The following is a 17399-nucleotide window of genomic DNA, read 5'->3' on the forward strand; positions in this document are numbered from 1 at the left end:
ATATAGTTGAAATCAATTAGTGTAATACTCAAAAGATATAGGACTGATACGGAGTAGTTCCGATGCTTCTCCGATGCTTGTCAAATCAGGTATCGAAGAAGCATCGGAGATTAATTGGGATTGGATGCTATAAACATCGAACTACCAATATATGAAGCGGAACTACAAAACACGAGCTATGGTACGATTCAAGCCTCTGGCAAAAGAGGAGCGTGCTAGTATATGTTTACTCTCTGCATAGCTTACATGCTAAGTATTCATAACTGGATTTGCTACAAAAAATCGGACAAACATTTAAGCTCGGTTATGGATTGGTTTTAATGTGGCCTGCCGCGGGCTACTCAAATTCTCTCTGGGATTTTCCTTTAAAATCCCAGAGAGAATTTCGAGTTTCTGCTTTTCTATGTGGTAATGATTGCTTGTTTTTTCCCGAACCGTTCTGGCGTTAGGAAATTTAGGTAGGAGTGTTTCCTTTTTTCTATTGTACCGGATTTCGATGAATTCAAAGATTTCCATTTGTGTTTGGCAGCTAGTCAATTCAGGAATATGATAAATAAGCTCTGATTTGATGATTTTGAAGAAGTTTTCAGTCACCGCATTGTCCCAACAATTCCCTTTTCTGCTCATATTCCGGTGGATTTTATAGTCCTTGAGCAGCTTTCGGAATTCTTCACAGGCATTCTGAATTCCCCTGTCATAATGGAAGATCAGTTCCCATGGATTCACAGGTCTGGTTTGGATTGACATCCTGAATGCGGCTATGACGGTTTTTCCTGCCTCCATGGTAGTACTATGGACCATCCAATAATTTCCCTGTCAAACAGATCCATGATGATGGTCAGATAAGTCCATCCCTGCTTAGTTATTAGATAAGTGATGTCCGATACCCATTTTTCTCCAGGTCGGCTGGTGCTAAAATCCCTGTCCAGCAGATTCGTCGAAGGAAGATGTCAATGATTGGAGTCTGTGGTCGACACTTTGAATTTCCTGCTGATAATGCTGAGGAGACCCGGCTGTTTCATCAGTCTGGCTACCTTGGGTCTGGAAACAAGCATTCCCCGATCCTTGAGTTCTATCCTCATTTTGGGACTCCCCAGGCGAGATTTGGCCTGTTGATGCAGTTCTTGAATAGCAGCTTTCAAAACCTGATTCTCCAAGGATCTTTTAGAAGGTTTCCTGCTTAGCCAGGAGCCAGGCATAATAAGCACTTCTTGACACACTGAAAACTTCACACATCTTCTCAACAGTAAATCCAGGCCGGTAGTATTTCATGAACCTGAATATTTGTTGTCGCTCTTGGAGAAAATGCTTGCAGCCTTTTTGAACCCGGATTTTGCAGCAATTATTGGTCGCAATAACTTGTACGCCGTGGCGTAGAAATGCTAATGCATAATGCGGGTTTAAGATATCCCGCTCGATCTGCGCTTCTTTTCATCCCAAGGATGATCTGACTACACTCAGGCGGGGAGGAAGGCAAAAAAAATCATTAAATTTTAAGCTTTTACTTAAGTTAATCGTACTTAACAGAATTACGGTTGGTCAAAAATGAGATCTATGCTAAACCTTATTCTCAAACATACTTCAATTCTGGTCTTTTGTTGGATGATCTCTGGGGCTCTTTTTGCTCAGGACAAAATCGAGAGAGAGCTTCGTGTGGAGGAGAAAGTAGTTCCTAAAGAGGCAAGAGATTGGTTCTATGATGCTTTCGAAACTACAAAAAGACCAAAATGGTATCAGGAAATTTTCGAATCAGGTTATTCCTATGAAGCCAAATTCAAGTTAAAAGGTAAATTTTACAGTGTAGAATTTGACTCTTTGGGTTTGATTCAAGACGTAGAAATTGAGATAGATTATAATGAGCTTCCAAAGGAAGTTCAAACTGGCTTGGATGATTATCTTTTGGATGATTATAAAAGTTCAGATATAAAACGAATTCAAATCCAATATTCTGGCAAACCGGATGATCTGGAAGATTTTTTTGATGAGAATAGTACAGAAGGAATCCTGACCCGCTTCGAAATAGAATTTATAGGTCTGGATGAGACTGGTGATTCGCAGCTATTTGAGGGCTTATTTTCTGACAAAGGCGATCTTATCATTAAACGCAAAATAGTCTTGGCACCTAGTGAAAACCTGCTGTTTTAAGATGAGAAAGTTTTACTTGACTAGTTTACTGTTGCTTCTAAGTTTGGTCACTTCTTTTGCTCAGGACCGTCAGTTCTTTACGGGATTCTTCCCCGAAGCTGCACTAACTAAGAAACTTAAGAATGATCAAAAGATAATTTTCAAAATTGAGCATCAGGATATTTTTTATAACAATTCCGGCGATCAAAAAGATGAATTGCAATTCACGCACTATAGGACGGACTTGATGGGTTTTTATGATTTCAAATTAAACCCCACAAAAAGTATCGCATTTGGAGTATTTCACAGAATTCAGGAGAAGGCAAATGCCAATCGGATTATTCAGCAATTTGCCGCAGTAAACCGGCTGAGAGGATTGAAACTGGCACATCGTTTTAGGACCGATCAAACGTTCACTAAAGGTGATCCCTTAGAAATCAGACTTCGGTACAGGCTGGCAACAGAAATTCCGCTTTCGGGTAGCACGTTAGACCCCGGTGAGCATTATTTGGTTTTATCTAATGAACCTATCTTTAGTCTTCAGGGAGGCGAGTTCGAAATCGAAAATCGCTTGGTATTCTCCGTTGGTGAACTGATCACTTCCAGTCAAAAACTCGAATGGAGTTTAGATTACCGTACCGATAAATTTATTCAGGAAGGTTTCCGAACTCGGCTATGGGCAAAGGTCGGGTATTTTTATAGTTTTTAACCCGAAATATGCATTAGCAATTCTATTACAGCCATTAATTGCTTCAAAATCAGCCATTACATTGCTGTTTTCGACTTCACCATAGCGGTGCTATGCCTCAGTCTCCAAACAGCCTGATTTTCTTGTAATTAATGCATAATCTGGGTTTAAGCTTGGGCCAGCCTGTAGGGGGGCTGTGGAGGATGAGGTAGAACAGCCAATTGCAAATTGGTATGGATATTAGGGTGAAGTTACAAACTTCCCCCAGTGACACGGGCATTGTGACTACACCGAGTGGGGGCGATCGAAAACCTTCCTGGGAAATTTTGGCAAAGATGTCTTTGGCGCTGGGATTGGATTTTAAGGTAATCCTAAATCAATAAATACTACAAGAATCTACCTGAAGTACGGCTGTGTAAGATAAGATTTATACTTCAACCTCCCTACACTCATACTCCCCCCACTTCTTCACTGGTAGCCGACTCCCGGCTTTTAGCACTCGCTGTATAAAATCATCACAGTCTGACTCGGTGAGTTGTCCCTTCTTGACTGCTTGGCAGAGAAAGTCCATGGTTGTCAGATAGGTGATGTGATGCATTTTGCAGTAGCTGGCGATATCTTTGAGGTTGCTACTGGCTAGGATGTTTTCAGAATAACGGACTACTGCTAAACAAGCGGATTCACCATCTCCTTTAAACATCAATTTTTTGATGTGTAGGTATTCCTTTTTGATTTCAGGCTGGTCCTCAGGAAATGGGATTTGCTCGATCAGTTTAAATTTCAAAAGATTATCTACCTCGGTTTTCTTTCCAGGCATGCGGGAGATTTCTGCATATACCTTATCCAGTACTTTGATAGGATAAGGATAGATGCTTGGAAGCAAAAGAATCTGGCCTCCCGTAATAAAGTGAGAAAGAACATCAGCATCGATCAATATGATTCTTTCAGTCTTCCTCGTTCCCATTTGTTCCTAATTCCGATAAGTCCACCCCTAAGTCCTCTAAAAGACCATAATAATGAGATTCAGAAATACTGTCTTGTTCATATAGCTTCCTTGCCAAATTTCCGTAATCTCCAATAACTTCGCTCGATTCATCTTTCTCATAAAGTTTTATAGAAATACCATGTTTCATGGCGCTAGCTCGGACGTTTATTTTGTATTCCTCCGCTTGAGTCTTGTCGATGAGCTTGAGTTTTACTAAACGATTTAAAAGAGCTCTTCTGGAACAGGAAAAGTATTGTTCAATAGTTAATACAGTGGAAAGGCTGACCTTTGATTTTGCCAGTTCCGAATCGGGTACCATCGCCAAAATACCCTCTTCCGGGATTAATAATTTGGCGGCGAATATATCGGCGTTGTATTCTTCTTTATCTCTCTTGTTGAATAAGCCCACATGACAGATTTGGGATTCAAAGTTTTGCTGTATATAAAGATGATACAGCTCATGGCAAATTGTAAAATGCTGATGTCCCAGCGTTCTGGCGGTATTGATCAGCATAAAGCGGTTGTTTTTACCGACTTTAATGGCCATTCCCGAAATATCCATCTCTAGGGGTCTAAAGACGGCTAAAACTCCAAGTTTGCGCAATAGGCTTTTTAAATGGATACTTTCCTTGTTGCTGTAGCCTAGTTTCGTTCGGAACTGGGTGGCATATTTTTCAAGAACTAGCTGATTCATTTTCCAAAAGTGATTTCATGCTTAGATAATTTCGGACTATCTTTTTGAACTTGGCTATTTGCTCCAGATCTGAAGGGTTGATGTTTTCAGCTCTAAAGGCCAGCGCTAAATTCACTTGGGCTAAATCAAGGTTTTCTTCATACAAATCATATTCATCTACACCGTATAGATTTGCCAAAGGTGCCATTAGGGTAGAAGGAATTGATCTACTGCCTGTCTCATAATAGCTCAATTCCTCCCGATTGATATGGAGGTATTCTGCGACCTGCTCTTGGGTAAAACCAAGCTTTTTCCGAAGGTCTTGTAAGTTTCTTCCGATGGTGTTGTCCTGATTCATAGCGTGTTTGTTTAAAAAATTATGTTACAAAGTTACAAAGTTACAGAACTAATAAAAATAAATGTAACAAATTAAATGTGTGGGCTTACCTTACTTCAGTTGACACACATCTTTATAAAAAGTAAATTTGTCAACCAAGTTCTCTATAAAAATGAATTCCGAAAATAAAAGAAGATTGAACTATTTCGCCCAACGCCTTAAGTCAGCACGCTTGATGAATGGACTTTCATTGCAAGGCTTGGCTGACAAAATCGATAACCGTGTCACCAAACAATCCCTAAGCAAATACGAGCAAGGAAAGGTGGTGCCGGATAGCACTATGATCGGGATCTTGTCGGAAGCACTGCAGGTAAGACCTGATTACTTTCATGCTTCTACTGCGGTGGAGTTTGGAGAGATAGAGTTCCCCAAGCTTCAGGACTCCCCGGCCAAAGAACGGGTTCGGATAGTGGAGATAGTCAAAGATGAGCTACGGCGATACCTGGAGCTGGAGGAAATCCTGGGGATAGAAACTGCCTTTCATAATCCCCTCGCGGAGCTAACTATTAGTTCTCAAGAAGATATTGAGCATGCTGGAGAAAAGCTAAGAGACGAGTGGGAGCTGGGTAGGGGAGCCGTAGCCAATGTGATAGAGCTGTTGGAAGATCAGCATATTAAGGTGCTGGAACTGGAATCTTCAGAAGAATTTGATGGCTTTTCTACTTGGGTTAATGATAACCGTATTCCGCTGATCGTATTGAATAAAGCAAAATTCAAAGATAAGTTGGATAGAAAGCGCTTTACTGCTTTTCATGAACTGGCTCATTTGCTTTTGAAGGTCAATCACCTGCCGGAAAAGCAAAAAGAAAAGTTTTGTCATGCTTTTGCCACTGCCATGCTTATCTCAAAGGATACCTTGCAAAAAGAACTCGGCGGAAAAAGGAGCAAATTGTCCATCCAGGAATTAACTGCGATAAAGCAGCAATACGGAATCTCTATGCAGGCTTTAGTGTACCGTGCAAAAGATCTCGGACTGATCTCCGATAATTACTTGAGGCAGTTTTATGTGACCTTTACCCAGTTGGGCTATAGAGTCAATGAGCCGGTGGAATACGAAGGGGCAGAGCATTCCAACCGTTTTTCACAACTGTTGTTTAGAGCACTTGCCGAGAACTTCATTTCAGTAATTAAAGCGGCATCCTTAAAAAATCAGAAGCTGGCCCAGTTCAGAAAAGAGAATCTTGTTTTCTGATCGACCAAAAAACACTGCATTTAAATTCTGTTCTGCTTGGTGAGTTGGAATGCACGGATTTTCTTTTCCGATTCCACAATTATGCCTATTTCAGGGAAATCGGCCAATAGGTCTAAAAAACTTTTAGTACGCTTCTCAAATTGCACCCCTACACTTGTTCCCCAGGTTTCTATTAGGTAATCTACAATCTGATGGAAGTTTTTAAGGGCAGTCTTGGATACTACTACCTTCATTAGAGCAAACGAAACAGCTGATCTTTTACTACTAGATTTTTCTCCTCTTCAGATTCCTGATAAGCATCAAGAACTTCTTGTCTTTGTGCCGGGGTGAGATCGCTCCACATATCTCCGGAAGCAGAATCCTTTCGTTTGGAAAGAAATTCCAATAAGGATTCTAAGAGTTCATCATTTTGGATATCTTCCACCAACTTGATGATATTGGATTTTAGTTCGACAGTTGACATGGCTAAATGTTAGTGCAAATGTTTGTAATGTTAAGCTAATAAACGAACTGGCAGAATCAAAGTTCCAATGCGAATTTTAGTTCTTTTTCCCTGATTGATGAAGGGGCTGCCTGCCTGGGCAATGCTGGTGTACTTCGTCACCTTTATTTTATAGCAGGCTTGATTGGCTGTTGGGATTGTTAGTTCCCTAAAAAAGCAAAGGACATGCCCTGGGGCCCTGTTTTAGTGGAGTGATATAAAGTAAATGACACTCCTTCACAAGTAGAAAATAGAGCCAAACCAATCACCCGCATCACAGATCTGGAACAGGATCATAAGACTCACTTTCTATTTTTTTCTTTAAGCGTGAACAGAGCGATGCAGATAATTCCGCTGACCACCCTCAAGAACCGCAAATACCCCTCGATATCCTCCCATTTCCTCAAAAAATACCCTGTACAGGGTATGTGCTGGTATCATTTTATTCCTTTTCTTGCATAAGCCTTTTAGTTTTTGAAAACAACCAACCTACTTCTTACTCTTTAGCCCATTTGGAGCAGGATCAATCGCCCTCTCCTAAAGGAGAGGGAGGGGTGAGGTAGAACAACCAACTTTTATCACCCATCCGGGCTTAAACCCGAAAACCACCAAACACCTTTTGATGCTGATATCCCGATGATAGCAGAGCCAATTGCCTCCTCTTTCAGGAGGGGGATGGGAGGAGTTAGGAAAGCCAATTGCAAATTGGTATGAATAGAAGGAGCTAACGAGTCCGCCATATACTGGTTAGGAATAGCCTAATTCAAAGCACTCACTGCCAAACTCTAAATGATGATTGGATCGAAGTGTGTCTTTTGTAAAATTTATGTAATCAGATAATTTCAGCATCCCATTAATTATCGTTAAAGGTCTATTTCCAAAACAAACAAGTAATTAATAGTTATAGCCAACTTCTCTTCTAGCTTGCCGGGCTTAAATCCGGGAACCATCAAACACCTTTTGAAACTGACATCTGGAGGATAATACAAAACGACCGTCTTCTTTTAAAGGAGAAAGCTTGTCCAGCGAAGCGTATCGGGAGTCGGAATGAGGTAGTGAAAGCCAATTACAATTTGAAAAGAATACTCGGGTGAAATTACAAATCCCACCCTGATTCAACTTGAATTGACTACTCCCCGTGGGGATAATAGCAAAGGAACTGAAATTTATACCCATGTGAGCAAGAAAAGTCTCCAAAAGTAAAAGGTTCATTTGATGACCCTTAAAATAAACGATACCAAAGATATGCATATGCCCCCTTTTTTGGGTAGATATGTGTACGAAAGGTTTATGAATAAATGAGTTAGTGGCAAGCATAAGGCAACCGCAACGCAAACATAAAAACAATAAAATATGGACATAAAAATAACAATGCTCGATGTTAAAGACGGTGATGCTATCATCGTTGAGTTAAAGAAATCTAACAAGGAGTTGGTTATGGTAATTGACGGTGGAGAACCTAATTATTACAAGGCTAAAGTGAAACCTCAATTGGAAGCCATTTTAAAGATACATAATAAGAAAGCCCCCGACATTGTTGTTTGCACACATTACGATAGCGACCATATTGGTGGCTTAATTCCATTAATCGAAGACTACATTTCAGACATTAAAGAGGTTTGGGTGCATAGAACCCCTGAATTACTCAAAGGTTTTATTGAGAAAGCAATTCTACTGAGCGGACAATTTAAACATAACACATTCAACAACATTGAAGCATTTAAAAGTTCGGGGGAATTAAATAAGCTTTTTGAAAGCTACGAACAGCCTCAAAAGTCAATCATTGAGGAAAAGACGAATTTAATTATTGAATCATTACCACAGTTAAAGAAACTAATTGACTTGATTCCTCCTTCAAAACTCAATGAAGTTTTTTACAAACAAAGACCTTTGGTTGACTGGCAAGAAATAGTTGTATTAGGGCCAACAAAAGAATATTACTCTTCACTTTTTCCAAGCACAAAGTCATTCGAACAATTCATTATTGAAGAGTCTTTAGACTTGGAGACTTTCCCTATAGAAAAAGGAAAAAATCGAATGTTAGAATTAGCAGGGACGAAGCCCTGCGACATTCTAAAAACAGACGGACAAACAAGGTTGACTGCAACCAATAAGGCTAGTATCATATTAGCGATTGACAAAGAAGATAAAAGATACTTGTTTACAGGTGATGCAGGTATAGAATCATTTAAGTCAATTCCTGACTGGGAAACAGAACTTGAAAATCTATTTTTTCTCAAAATTCCGCATCACGCCAGCGACAATAACATTTCAAAAGAATTGATAGAATTAATGCGGCCAGAATACGCTTACAACACAGGTTTTAAATATCAAGACGATGCAGTTCTGAAATGTTTAGAACAAAAGGATAGAAACAAATCTGTAAAAACAACCAAAACTGATGGGGATTTAATTTTTGATAAATAAAAAAAAGAAAGATGAAAAAAATAATTTACTACTGGCTAAACTTTAGACCAGGTGGAAATGGAAGAATCATTTTCCGTGTAGACGGTGAAGCTCAAAATCGTTTTATTGATTTATCACCTACTGACTTTTCTGCTATTGCGGCTGTTTTGTCGCAAAAACGAATTACATATGACACTGCTTCGAATACATTTGTGTCATTTGATGATGATCACTTACCATTAACCGAAGAACATTTAATAGCATAGATTATGAAAAGCAAAACTCTTCTTGTATTAGTATTTTCTCTGCTTTTTGCTTCGTGTATTGAACAGAAATACATTTTCAAAAACAACGTAATATCAACTATCCAAACTACGGAGAAGGACGGAATCCTTACTGATAGCCTTCACATTAACAAAGTAAAAACACCTTTTACCAGCAAAATAGAAACAAAGGGAGATTACATAGTTTTAAATTCAGTAAACACTAATAATCTTACTAAAGTCAGTTCAATAAAATTGACAGGAGCACCAACAGGAACTAAAAAAGACTTTGTAGGTAAATACTATTATCCCGAACTTGAAATACAAGCTACTATAAAAAAGCTGACTTATTTTGATACAAAACCAGTATTACAGGGGATATCCATTCCTCTAAAAATTAGACCTAAACTCACAGCCCCTGCCCTTTTGGATTCATTCCCTTCTCAAGCTGAAACGGGGTTTAATATTGCTTTGGCAGGTGGATGGAAATTCAACATAAATTCGTATAGTTCTAAAAAAGACTTATTCGGTAAAAACATAAGACAGTTTTCATTAACGCCAGGCTGGCTTTTGGGAGCTGGAGCAGCTGATTTAACTAAAGACAATACAAGAAACCCCATTATAGATTTTAAGCGGAAAGCAGCAATTATTTCGACAGGTGGGTTTATAATGCTCGGTTACAATACTATAAACTTTGGTTACTCATTCGGATGGGACTTTGCAACAGGCGAAGGTCATAAAGGGTGGTTATATCAAGGACAATTATGGCACGGAATAACAATAGGATTTGATATAATTAAGTAAAATGCCAGCCACAAACAGGCATTTGGTTAAATGGTGGGTGAAGTGGTTAATTGAACATTCTACCTCGCATCAGCTTTTGTGGTGTACTGACAGTGAAGTGCTAAGAAATTTTCTTCTTGGTCAAGCACCAAAACGTGTGTGATGTGAATCGATCTTAAAAGTAAGTCGAATGCTTTGAAATGGATGGAGGGCTATTGAGAAATCACTAGCTAGGCTCTCCGATGGCGACTTTCCGGAGCAGCCATCAAATAAGCTTAGCGAATCACAGATTCAAAATAAATAAAATCGCAACATCTGTAAACCGCCCTACACTTCATTTAGCGGAAACACATATTTTGTGAGCTTCCGAGGAAAAGAGGGAACATCAATCCCCATAGATGAGTAATGAATGATAGAGCTGATCCGTAAACACCAATCCTACTACCCACTATCCCCCGAACCCTGCTATCCCCCTAAAATGTGGATAACTTTCTGACTTTCCCCAAAAAATTCCTGGTACAGTAGGGACAAGCATTAAAAATCTCTTTGGTGAAGAGATTTAGCGAAGTAGCCAGCCTGTGCGCTGGGATGGTGTCTTTTTTTTTCGTTTATTGCTTGAGCTTTTAATTATTGAGAACGACCAACCTACTTCTTACCCTTCATGCTCATCTGGAGCAGGGGCTAGCGCCTCCTCTTTATGGAGGAGGATGGGAGGAGGTAGGTAGAACGACCAACTTTTATTGCAGTCTTATGGGCATACCCCAGAACCAACATAATTCTAAATTTGATAGTGTAATAATACCACTGGCTAGCGCCTTATCCTTTAGGAAAAGGAAGGGATGAGGTAGAATTACAAATTCCACCCAGAAACCACGAACATTGTGACTATGCCTAGCGGGGGTAAAGAGTACACCATATACTGGTTAGGATTAACCTAATTCAAAGCATTCACTGCCAAACTCTAAATGATGATTGGATCGAAGTGTGCGTTTTGTAAAATTTATGTAATCAAAAAATTTCAGTGCCTAATTAATTATCGTTACAGGTCTATTTCCAAAACAAACAAGTAAGTAATAGTTACAGCCAGCTTCTCTTGTATCTTACAGTGCTTAAATCCGAAAATGCATCAAGCACCTTTTGAAACTGACATCTGGATGATAGCACAAAATGAGCGCCCTCCCTTAAGGAGAGGGATGGGGTGAAGTAGTAAAAGCCAATTGCAAATAGTTAAGAATCTCAGGATGGTAACACATCTCCGATACGTACAGGCGTTGCTGGGTCATTGGAGCAACAAAACCACGGAAATCTATGCCATGTCCTTTCGATTTTGAACAAAAATATTCAAAGTCCGCTTTATGGGATTGCCGAAATCCTTAATTTGGTGTCAGCAGACCCGCACAATCCTTAGGACAATGGCGATATAGACGAAATAGGGTAGTGGAATGCTGTAACCACAAATGTTATAGGAAATTGCGAAATATTGAATAATTTAGATAAATCATATACTAGTAATTATTAATCTTTTAAATCAAAAAACATGGGACGTAAATTTGTTGCTACACCAAAAAATTTAATGAGTGTTACAGAAAAAAGTAAAGAACCAGCAAGCTTAGAGCAATTAGCTGAAGTTGAACAAAACATCTTAAATGCACTCGAAGAAATGGCGGAAAAGGTGTTTTCTAAAGGGAAAGATGATAACAAAGACGAAAAAAAGAATAGTTAACTGTTAAGTCTGTATGGTGCAAATAACAAATACTGAAGCTCATTTTGTAAAGTTTTGATTTATTCTTAAGAGCTTCAGTATTTTAAGACCCTTTAAGATGAAAATATCGGAATTCATGGATTTTAATATAAACATACCCATCGAAAGGTCGTATTCCCTTCAAGAAGCTGAAAAAGAGCTGAGTAACGAACTTGACAAACGGGGTTATCAATACGAATTTCAGTATGCGGGGAGTTTTGTCAATGCATGTAAATGCGTAATTAAGGACAGAAATAGTGGAAATCTTTTGGCTTCCGGAAACGGTAAAGGCGAGCTGGAATTTTCTCGCATTGGTAGTTTGTTCGAAGCAACTGAACATTTATTTTCTGACTATAATGAAATTAGTCCAGATAAAGTAATTTATTTAGGTATTTCGGATTTCTGCCGAGGAAATGCTTTATGTAATACATTACCATTGGTGATCTTAAAAAAAAACAGAAATGATAAGATGCCATTTTTAAAATATAAGGCTGTAAATGGACAAGAGAATTGCTTTTATCCATTAGCACTATCGTGTCCAACTTATATTGATTTGCTATTAAAGGATGAAAATTTACTCAAGAAAGATTTATTCAATTACGAAAGATTAGAACACTATTCGTCTAATTCAGGAACGGCAATCGGAATGAGCAGTGCTGAAGCTATCATTCATGGCTTGTTAGAAAACATTGAAAGAAACTCATTATCAAAGTTTCTCACTAAAACATTTTTGTTAAATAAGAAGAAACACTTAAGACTATTAAATCCAAAAACTCTCCCTTACCAGTTAAGGAATTTACTTAATAGGACAGAAAAAGAACTTGATAGCAAAATAATGATTTTCGAAATGCCAAATAAATTTGATATACCAACTTTTTGTTGTTGGATGGAACGTTATGAAAATGAAGTTGGCATAACTGGATATGGTTGTTCCCTTTCAGTTGACCATGCAATTTCTAGGAGTTTGTATGAAGTAGCTCAATGCTTTCTTCTTGGCAAGTATTTTTATGGGGATGAATGGAGAAAGAGAAATGATGAAGAAATACTCGCTCCGCTAAATGGTCTTAAATTTCATCAAGCCTGTGCAAAGATTAACTTGGGTATAAAATGCAAAGAACTTGATTACACATTAATCAGATATAATCAGTTGCCAAATCCTAAATTCAGCATTAATCCAGATAAATATCTTTCAGAACTAACAAGTATTATTTATTCTAAAGGAGAAATACCATTCTCAAGCGAGTTAAATAACATAGGAGAAAAAATAAATATTACTCATACATTTATTACAGGAGAAGATAGATTTTTTAATGTTACACAAGGGAAAACTACATTCCCCCAAGAGCCAGATATAAAAAGCCTATAATAGCGTAAACGTCCTCGTCAACTGTTAAGTCAGCGAGGTGTGCTTCACACACCATTATACGCAAGGGGTTCGTCCTTACCCTGTATTCCGGATCTTAGCTAAAATGATCTATTGGTTGGTATCATTTCTCTACTCTTAGTCCCAGTTCACTGGATTTTTGGTTACGTTTTTAGGTAATAGGTAAGCGTAGGCTTGTATCCTTTTCTTCTTATGCGAGACAAAGTTATTGTAGTGATCAGAATCTGATTTTGGGATACTGACCAGATCTGGAACAGGATCCTATGGCTCACTCTTTCTGTTTTTATCTGCAAAATGGCACAGAACGATGCAGATAATTCTGTGAACAGACTGAAAAACTCTGCAATTCCTTCACATTTCCTCTCATTTCTCCAAAAAATACCCTAGGATCGAGCGTTAAAAAATGATCCCTTTGGATCATTTTAGTGAAGTAGCCAGCCAGCGCGCAAGAATGGTATCATTTTATTCCTTTTATTGTATAGCCTTTTAGTTTTTGAAAACAACCAACATACTTCTTACTCTTTACTCCATCTAGAGCAGAGCCGATCACCCTCTCTCTTCAGGAGAGGATTGGGGTGAGGTAGAATAAACCAATTGTAAATTGGTAAGAATATCAGGGTGGAATTACAAATCCCACCCAGTCCCGACTACCGATTTGACTACACCCAGACGGGGTGAGTGAAAAAGTTATTTGGCGATTCTACCTCGCGTTTTAGCTTCTTCTAAGATCTCAGCCATAGATTTGTTTGATAAACCACTTTCCTCCCCTTTGATCAAACTCATCTCTGAGCAAGATTTTCTTTTCATAATGTGCAACCAAATCTGAAAGACAGTTTAGTTCCGCAAATCCTTCTGTTTCTGCATTTTCTATGTTCTCAGGATTTGAAAGTAATTCTTCTATTCTATCAAGAAAATTGTTGTAGTCAATTTCAAGTTTGATTATTGTTACAAATATTTTTTTAACTCTTTTCTTATTTCTTGATCTAGTTCTACAAAATTCCTCATGTTCTCAGAAATTTTATCTCCCCTAAACCTAGGAAGTTTTGTGACAATACTGTTGAATTCTACAATTAAATCCTTTTCAGGAAGGGAAGGTGCTTTTTGATTTAGTATTTCTAAATAGGATAGGGCGTCTAAAAATTCTGACTGAATGGATCTTGCAGCTCCATTTTTATCAAAATGCAAATCTCATAATCTTTGATTTCCTAATACATCAATTTCTTTTTCAGAATCTACAAATAGCTTCGTTAATCTATCTTCCTCTGGAATATTATCACATATTTGATAAATTTTATTGATAGTCCTAGCAAAGGATTCTGGTAAATTTCCGAATTTAATTTTGAATTCCTTTTCATCAATTTTTTTTGTAGTTGTAGTACTCAAGATCTCTCTTATATACTCATTTAAGTCTAAGTTATGTTTTACTATCTCTTTGGCAGTGGAATGATTTTGACTTTTCTTTTGCAAGATAAATTGATGGTAAGCTAAATATCCTGCCACAACAATGAAAATAGTTTGAATTGTAATCATAGCAGAATCCCAAATGGAGGTAGAATTCTCGATCAATTTGTATAGTTGGTCAAGTGTCATTTTCTATTCCTATTCAGCACACTAATCACCAATTTCTTCACCGTGTCCATTTCTTCAGGTTTACTTGAAGCGATAAATAACGTTAAGCTGGCCAGTGCATCATTGCTAATGATTGAGATCCTCTCGTTATTATACAGTATATCATTCGACTGCAAAAAGAGAAGAAAACAAGCTGCAGCAATTCTTTTGTTACCATCGACAAAACCATGATTCTTCACGATCAAGTATAGGAGGGTAGCTGCTTTTTCTTCAAGAGTAGGATAGAAGTCTTCTTCACCTAAACCTTTGCTGATCTGTGATACTGCACTTTCAAAACTACCATCTTTTTCTTTTCCAAATACACCAGACTCAAATTCTGACCTCATGGATCTAATTACCTGTTGATAATCAGAAATTTCAGGGTAATTTGCTTTTGTCTTACTTAAGCCTTTTTTATCTAAATTTTCATGATCGTAATCATCCAGTAATTCTAAGCCTTTTGCAAACTGGTTTAACCAATCCAAGTTTTGATCTTGTGCTTTCTGCTCAATGGCACGGCTTAAAATCCGAATGCCATCTTTAAGGGTTTGGACTTCCTGTTGTTTCTGAGCGAGTCTGTTTTCATTGATCGCATAGCCTTGGATAAGGTAGTCCTTTAAGCGTTTGGTTGCCCAGATCCTAAATTGAGTACCCTGTTTTGATTTCACCCGGTAGCCAACTGAGATAATGACATCCAGGTTGTAAAAAGCAACGGGTTTGTCAGAGTTAGGAATATGCATTTTTTGCATATTGCTTTTTTCATCTAACTCACCTTCCTTAAAAATTTTCTTAAGATGCCTTGAGATAACTGACTGATCTCGTTGGAAAAGTTCAACGAGTTGCTCCTGTGAGAGCCAAACAGTGTCCTCCTCAAACCTAACCACAATTTGAGTTTGACCGTCACTTCCCTGATATATTTCTATTTGATTGTCCATTTCCTTCTAGAATTTCTCTAGTTGCTTTATTGCTTTTCCGAATTTTTTAGAATTAGGTTCATTTTGCTTTAGTATCGGAATCACGCCCGTCCAATATCTTTTGCTGCTTTGGTTTTAGCTCAGGAATAATTTTGTAAGGGATATCCCACCCGTTAAGAAGAGCGAGTACAATCTTTTTCTTCTTGGAGTCTTTAATTTCTACAATAATGGTTTGCATGGAAGCAATTTACAGAAAATGGATAAGGGTAAAAATCAAGTGAAGACTGACGTACGTTTTTACTTCAATAGTACCACTTCTTCTAATTCCCACTCTTTATAAACATTTCCAAAATGCTCAGTTATAGTACTTCTACCTTTGCCAAAATGCTCAGCAATTTGTTCTTGAGATTGCACACTGTATCCTGCTCAAACTTTACTTCAATTTGAGTCTGACCGTCATTTCCTTGATATATTCCAATTTGGATTCCATTATCAATTTCCGTAAGTGTTCTTTGAGTATAAACTAATCCCTAGGGCTTGCCCATCCGACTATATCTTTTGAATTTTCGTACTCAAAATTACTTTCATAATTTAGATTATTATAGCACCCTTTTATTAATAAAAACGGAAAATCTATATTTCCTTCGGGAGGGAGTGATATAGTTTTAGCTATTGTTGCCGCCCGTTTACAGGAAGAATTGCCTGGATTACGTGGCTTTTCTACTTCTAATCTCAAATAAATGAGACTTTTCTACAATGCATGGGCGGCTGTGAGCGAAATTAGTTCGTCACAAGTAAAATAACGGCTGATCATACTAGTGAATGCTCCAGCCTTTCCTTCCATTTCTTCCAATCCGGCATTATGGTTTCCTGTAGCGCATAAAAAGCACGTGTATGATTATGGTGGATTAGATGACACAGTTCATATATAATTACGTATTCTATACTTCCTTTAGGGGTACAGCTTACCCAGCTGGTGATAATAGTTGTGATATATGGACATCTTGAAATGAGAGTAATGCCATGCTTATTAATTTTATCTCCTAGGTTATACCCTAGTTTATACTACTAGTTTAACTCCTAGTACTAGGGTTTAAAACCCAGGTACCGGTTTTTCACGATCCTTCTCTTTTCACGATCCCCTCTTTTTTCATCTTACTCAAGTGATAGTCAATGCCTTTAATAGTAATTCCCAACGCAACAGCAAGTTCTTATCGGGTTAGAGATGGTTCCTCATTGATGAGAATAATTATTTTTTCTCTAGCAACAGCAGACGAACTTTCCCCGAACTTTTCACACGACGTTTTAAAACCACGGTAAACATACCATCTGTTTTAAACTGTGGTTCAGGTAAGCGAGCCTCCTTTATCAGGTCTATGATTTTACCAACGCTGGACCCCACTTGCTCGATCCTATGGATGCGGACAAACAAACCAAAAATCAAAGGATTCCTACTATGGCTTTTAGTCCCGAATCAGCAGACGGATTGTAGAGCAGCAGCAAGTCAGTCAAAGCGGTGCAGGGTCTATTCCGACATTTGTCCGACACCTTGGGAGCTGGTTTTTCTGAAGCCAATCTGTGGAACATGAAGCAGTTTTAACGTTTCAGGACTACGGGTAATTCTCTACGCACCGAATAGAGAATTCATAATCAGCTACGCGGTGGGTAGCCAATCTCAGTTGGACAAATATCCTGGTGATTATGATGATCCATGATCCTAAAGAAAGGGAGTATTACTTGAGTGAAGCATCTTCACAGAA

General features: G+C 38.2%; 22 protein-coding genes and 1 pseudogene. 8 read left to right on the forward strand and 15 right to left on the reverse strand.

The window, feature by feature from the left end:
- Positions 1-294: 294 nt before the first annotated feature.
- From ID165_RS02350 to ID165_RS27025, 3 genes are read right to left on the reverse strand one after another with little or no spacing between them, the layout of a single operon-like run.
- Positions 295-801 carry an IS3 family transposase gene (locus tag ID165_RS02350; protein ID WP_192348796.1) on the reverse strand — a complete coding sequence of 169 codons (507 nt, stop codon included), beginning with the start codon at positions 799-801 and terminating at the stop codon, positions 295-297.
- Positions 759-932: a DDE-type integrase/transposase/recombinase gene (locus tag ID165_RS27020; protein ID WP_370539772.1), complete on the reverse strand. Its 174-nt coding sequence runs from the start codon at positions 930-932 to the stop codon at positions 759-761. Before ID165_RS27020 ends, ID165_RS02350 begins: the two co-directional genes overlap by 43 nt.
- 18 nt (positions 933-950) lie before the next feature.
- Positions 951-1199: an IS3 family transposase gene (locus ID165_RS27025; protein WP_192348797.1), complete on the reverse strand. Its 249-nt coding sequence runs from the start codon at positions 1197-1199 to the stop codon at positions 951-953.
- A gap of 355 nt (positions 1200-1554) precedes the next feature.
- On the opposite strand from ID165_RS27025, the gene ID165_RS02360 reads away from it, so the two are divergent.
- Together ID165_RS02360 and ID165_RS02365 are read left to right on the forward strand one after the other, a co-directional pair.
- On the forward strand, positions 1555-2145 hold the full coding sequence (locus ID165_RS02360; RefSeq protein ID WP_192348798.1) for a hypothetical protein: 591 nt from the start codon (positions 1555-1557) through the stop codon (positions 2143-2145).
- A 1-nt stretch (position 2146) separates the two neighbouring features.
- Entirely contained in the window at positions 2147-2833 is a 687-nt protein-coding gene (locus ID165_RS02365) for a DUF2490 domain-containing protein (protein ID WP_192348799.1), read from the forward strand.
- A gap of 406 nt (positions 2834-3239) precedes the next feature.
- Here ID165_RS02365 and ID165_RS02370 read toward each other — a convergent pair whose 3' ends face one another.
- From ID165_RS02370 to ID165_RS02380, 3 genes are read right to left on the reverse strand one after another with little or no spacing between them, the layout of a single operon-like run.
- Positions 3240-3776, reverse strand: coding sequence for a hypothetical protein (locus ID165_RS02370; RefSeq protein WP_192348800.1), 537 nt, complete (start codon positions 3774-3776; stop codon positions 3240-3242).
- Positions 3757-4491, reverse strand: a complete 735-nt coding sequence (locus ID165_RS02375) for an ImmA/IrrE family metallo-endopeptidase (protein ID WP_192348801.1) — start codon at positions 4489-4491, stop codon at positions 3757-3759. Before ID165_RS02375 ends, ID165_RS02370 begins: the two co-directional genes overlap by 20 nt.
- Positions 4472-4828 carry a helix-turn-helix domain-containing protein gene (locus tag ID165_RS02380; RefSeq protein WP_192348802.1) on the reverse strand — a complete coding sequence of 119 codons (357 nt, stop codon included), beginning with the start codon at positions 4826-4828 and terminating at the stop codon, positions 4472-4474. The genes ID165_RS02375 and ID165_RS02380 overlap by 20 nt, the downstream gene beginning before the upstream one ends.
- A 151-nt stretch (positions 4829-4979) precedes the next feature.
- On the opposite strand from ID165_RS02380, the gene ID165_RS02385 reads away from it, so the two are divergent.
- Positions 4980-6059, forward strand: coding sequence for a helix-turn-helix domain-containing protein (locus tag ID165_RS02385; protein ID WP_192348803.1), 1080 nt, complete (start codon positions 4980-4982; stop codon positions 6057-6059).
- A 20-nt stretch (positions 6060-6079) separates the two neighbouring features.
- Here the strand turns inward: ID165_RS02385 and ID165_RS02390 are convergent, their stop codons facing one another.
- From ID165_RS02390 to ID165_RS02400, 3 genes are all read right to left on the reverse strand, one after another.
- Positions 6080-6292: a type II toxin-antitoxin system RelE/ParE family toxin gene (locus ID165_RS02390; RefSeq protein ID WP_192348804.1), complete on the reverse strand. Its 213-nt coding sequence runs from the start codon at positions 6290-6292 to the stop codon at positions 6080-6082.
- The gene (locus ID165_RS02395; protein ID WP_192348805.1) at positions 6292-6522 is read right to left on the reverse strand and encodes a hypothetical protein; all 231 of its coding nucleotides are present in this window, start codon (positions 6520-6522) and stop codon (positions 6292-6294) included. The genes ID165_RS02390 and ID165_RS02395 overlap by 1 nt, the downstream gene beginning before the upstream one ends.
- A gap of 596 nt (positions 6523-7118) precedes the next feature.
- Positions 7119-7280 (reverse strand): hypothetical protein, encoded by a 162-nt coding sequence (locus ID165_RS02400; RefSeq protein WP_192348806.1) that lies wholly within the window; start codon positions 7278-7280, stop codon positions 7119-7121.
- Between the two features lie 613 nt (positions 7281-7893).
- On the opposite strand from ID165_RS02400, the gene ID165_RS02405 reads away from it, so the two are divergent.
- The 5 genes from ID165_RS02405 (at position 7894) to ID165_RS02425 (ending at position 13099) form a co-directional block, all read left to right on the forward strand.
- The gene (locus tag ID165_RS02405) at positions 7894-8967 is read left to right on the forward strand and encodes an MBL fold metallo-hydrolase (RefSeq protein ID WP_192348807.1); all 1074 of its coding nucleotides are present in this window, start codon (positions 7894-7896) and stop codon (positions 8965-8967) included.
- A gap of 11 nt (positions 8968-8978) precedes the next feature.
- The gene (locus ID165_RS02410) at positions 8979-9212 is read left to right on the forward strand and encodes a hypothetical protein (protein ID WP_192348808.1); all 234 of its coding nucleotides are present in this window, start codon (positions 8979-8981) and stop codon (positions 9210-9212) included.
- 3 nt (positions 9213-9215) lie between these two features.
- Positions 9216-10013, forward strand: a complete 798-nt coding sequence (locus tag ID165_RS02415; protein ID WP_192348809.1) for a hypothetical protein — start codon at positions 9216-9218, stop codon at positions 10011-10013.
- A gap of 1516 nt (positions 10014-11529) precedes the next feature.
- Entirely contained in the window at positions 11530-11715 is a 186-nt protein-coding gene (locus tag ID165_RS02420; protein WP_192348810.1) for a hypothetical protein, read from the forward strand.
- A gap of 115 nt (positions 11716-11830) precedes the next feature.
- The gene (locus tag ID165_RS02425; protein WP_192348811.1) at positions 11831-13099 is read left to right on the forward strand and encodes a YcaO-like family protein; all 1269 of its coding nucleotides are present in this window, start codon (positions 11831-11833) and stop codon (positions 13097-13099) included.
- A 963-nt stretch (positions 13100-14062) separates the two neighbouring features.
- Here the strand turns inward: ID165_RS02425 and ID165_RS02430 are convergent.
- The 6 genes and pseudogenes from ID165_RS02430 to ID165_RS27030 all read right to left on the reverse strand — a co-directional run.
- The gene (locus ID165_RS02430; RefSeq protein WP_192348812.1) at positions 14063-14302 is read right to left on the reverse strand and encodes a hypothetical protein; all 240 of its coding nucleotides are present in this window, start codon (positions 14300-14302) and stop codon (positions 14063-14065) included.
- A gap of 3 nt (positions 14303-14305) precedes the next feature.
- Positions 14306-14683, reverse strand: coding sequence for a hypothetical protein (locus tag ID165_RS02435; RefSeq protein ID WP_192348813.1), 378 nt, complete (start codon positions 14681-14683; stop codon positions 14306-14308).
- Between the two features lie 20 nt (positions 14684-14703).
- Complete coding sequence (rhuM, locus tag ID165_RS02440; RefSeq protein WP_192348814.1) at positions 14704-15660, reverse strand: RhuM family protein; 957 nt, start codon at positions 15658-15660, stop codon at positions 14704-14706.
- Between the two features lie 58 nt (positions 15661-15718).
- On the reverse strand, positions 15719-15877 hold the full coding sequence (locus tag ID165_RS02445) for a hypothetical protein (protein WP_192348815.1): 159 nt from the start codon (positions 15875-15877) through the stop codon (positions 15719-15721).
- Positions 15878-16449: 572 nt separating this feature from the next.
- Positions 16450-16674, reverse strand: coding sequence for a M48 family metallopeptidase (locus ID165_RS02450; protein ID WP_370539773.1), 225 nt, complete (start codon positions 16672-16674; stop codon positions 16450-16452).
- A 214-nt stretch (positions 16675-16888) separates the two neighbouring features.
- A pseudogene (locus ID165_RS27030) lies at positions 16889-17095 on the reverse strand (ATP-binding protein); the annotation flags it as partial.
- Between the last annotated feature and the right edge of the window lie 304 nt (positions 17096-17399).

Source organism: Algoriphagus sp. Y33 (assembly GCF_014838715.1).
Lineage (GTDB): Bacteria > Bacteroidota > Bacteroidia > Cytophagales > Cyclobacteriaceae > Algoriphagus.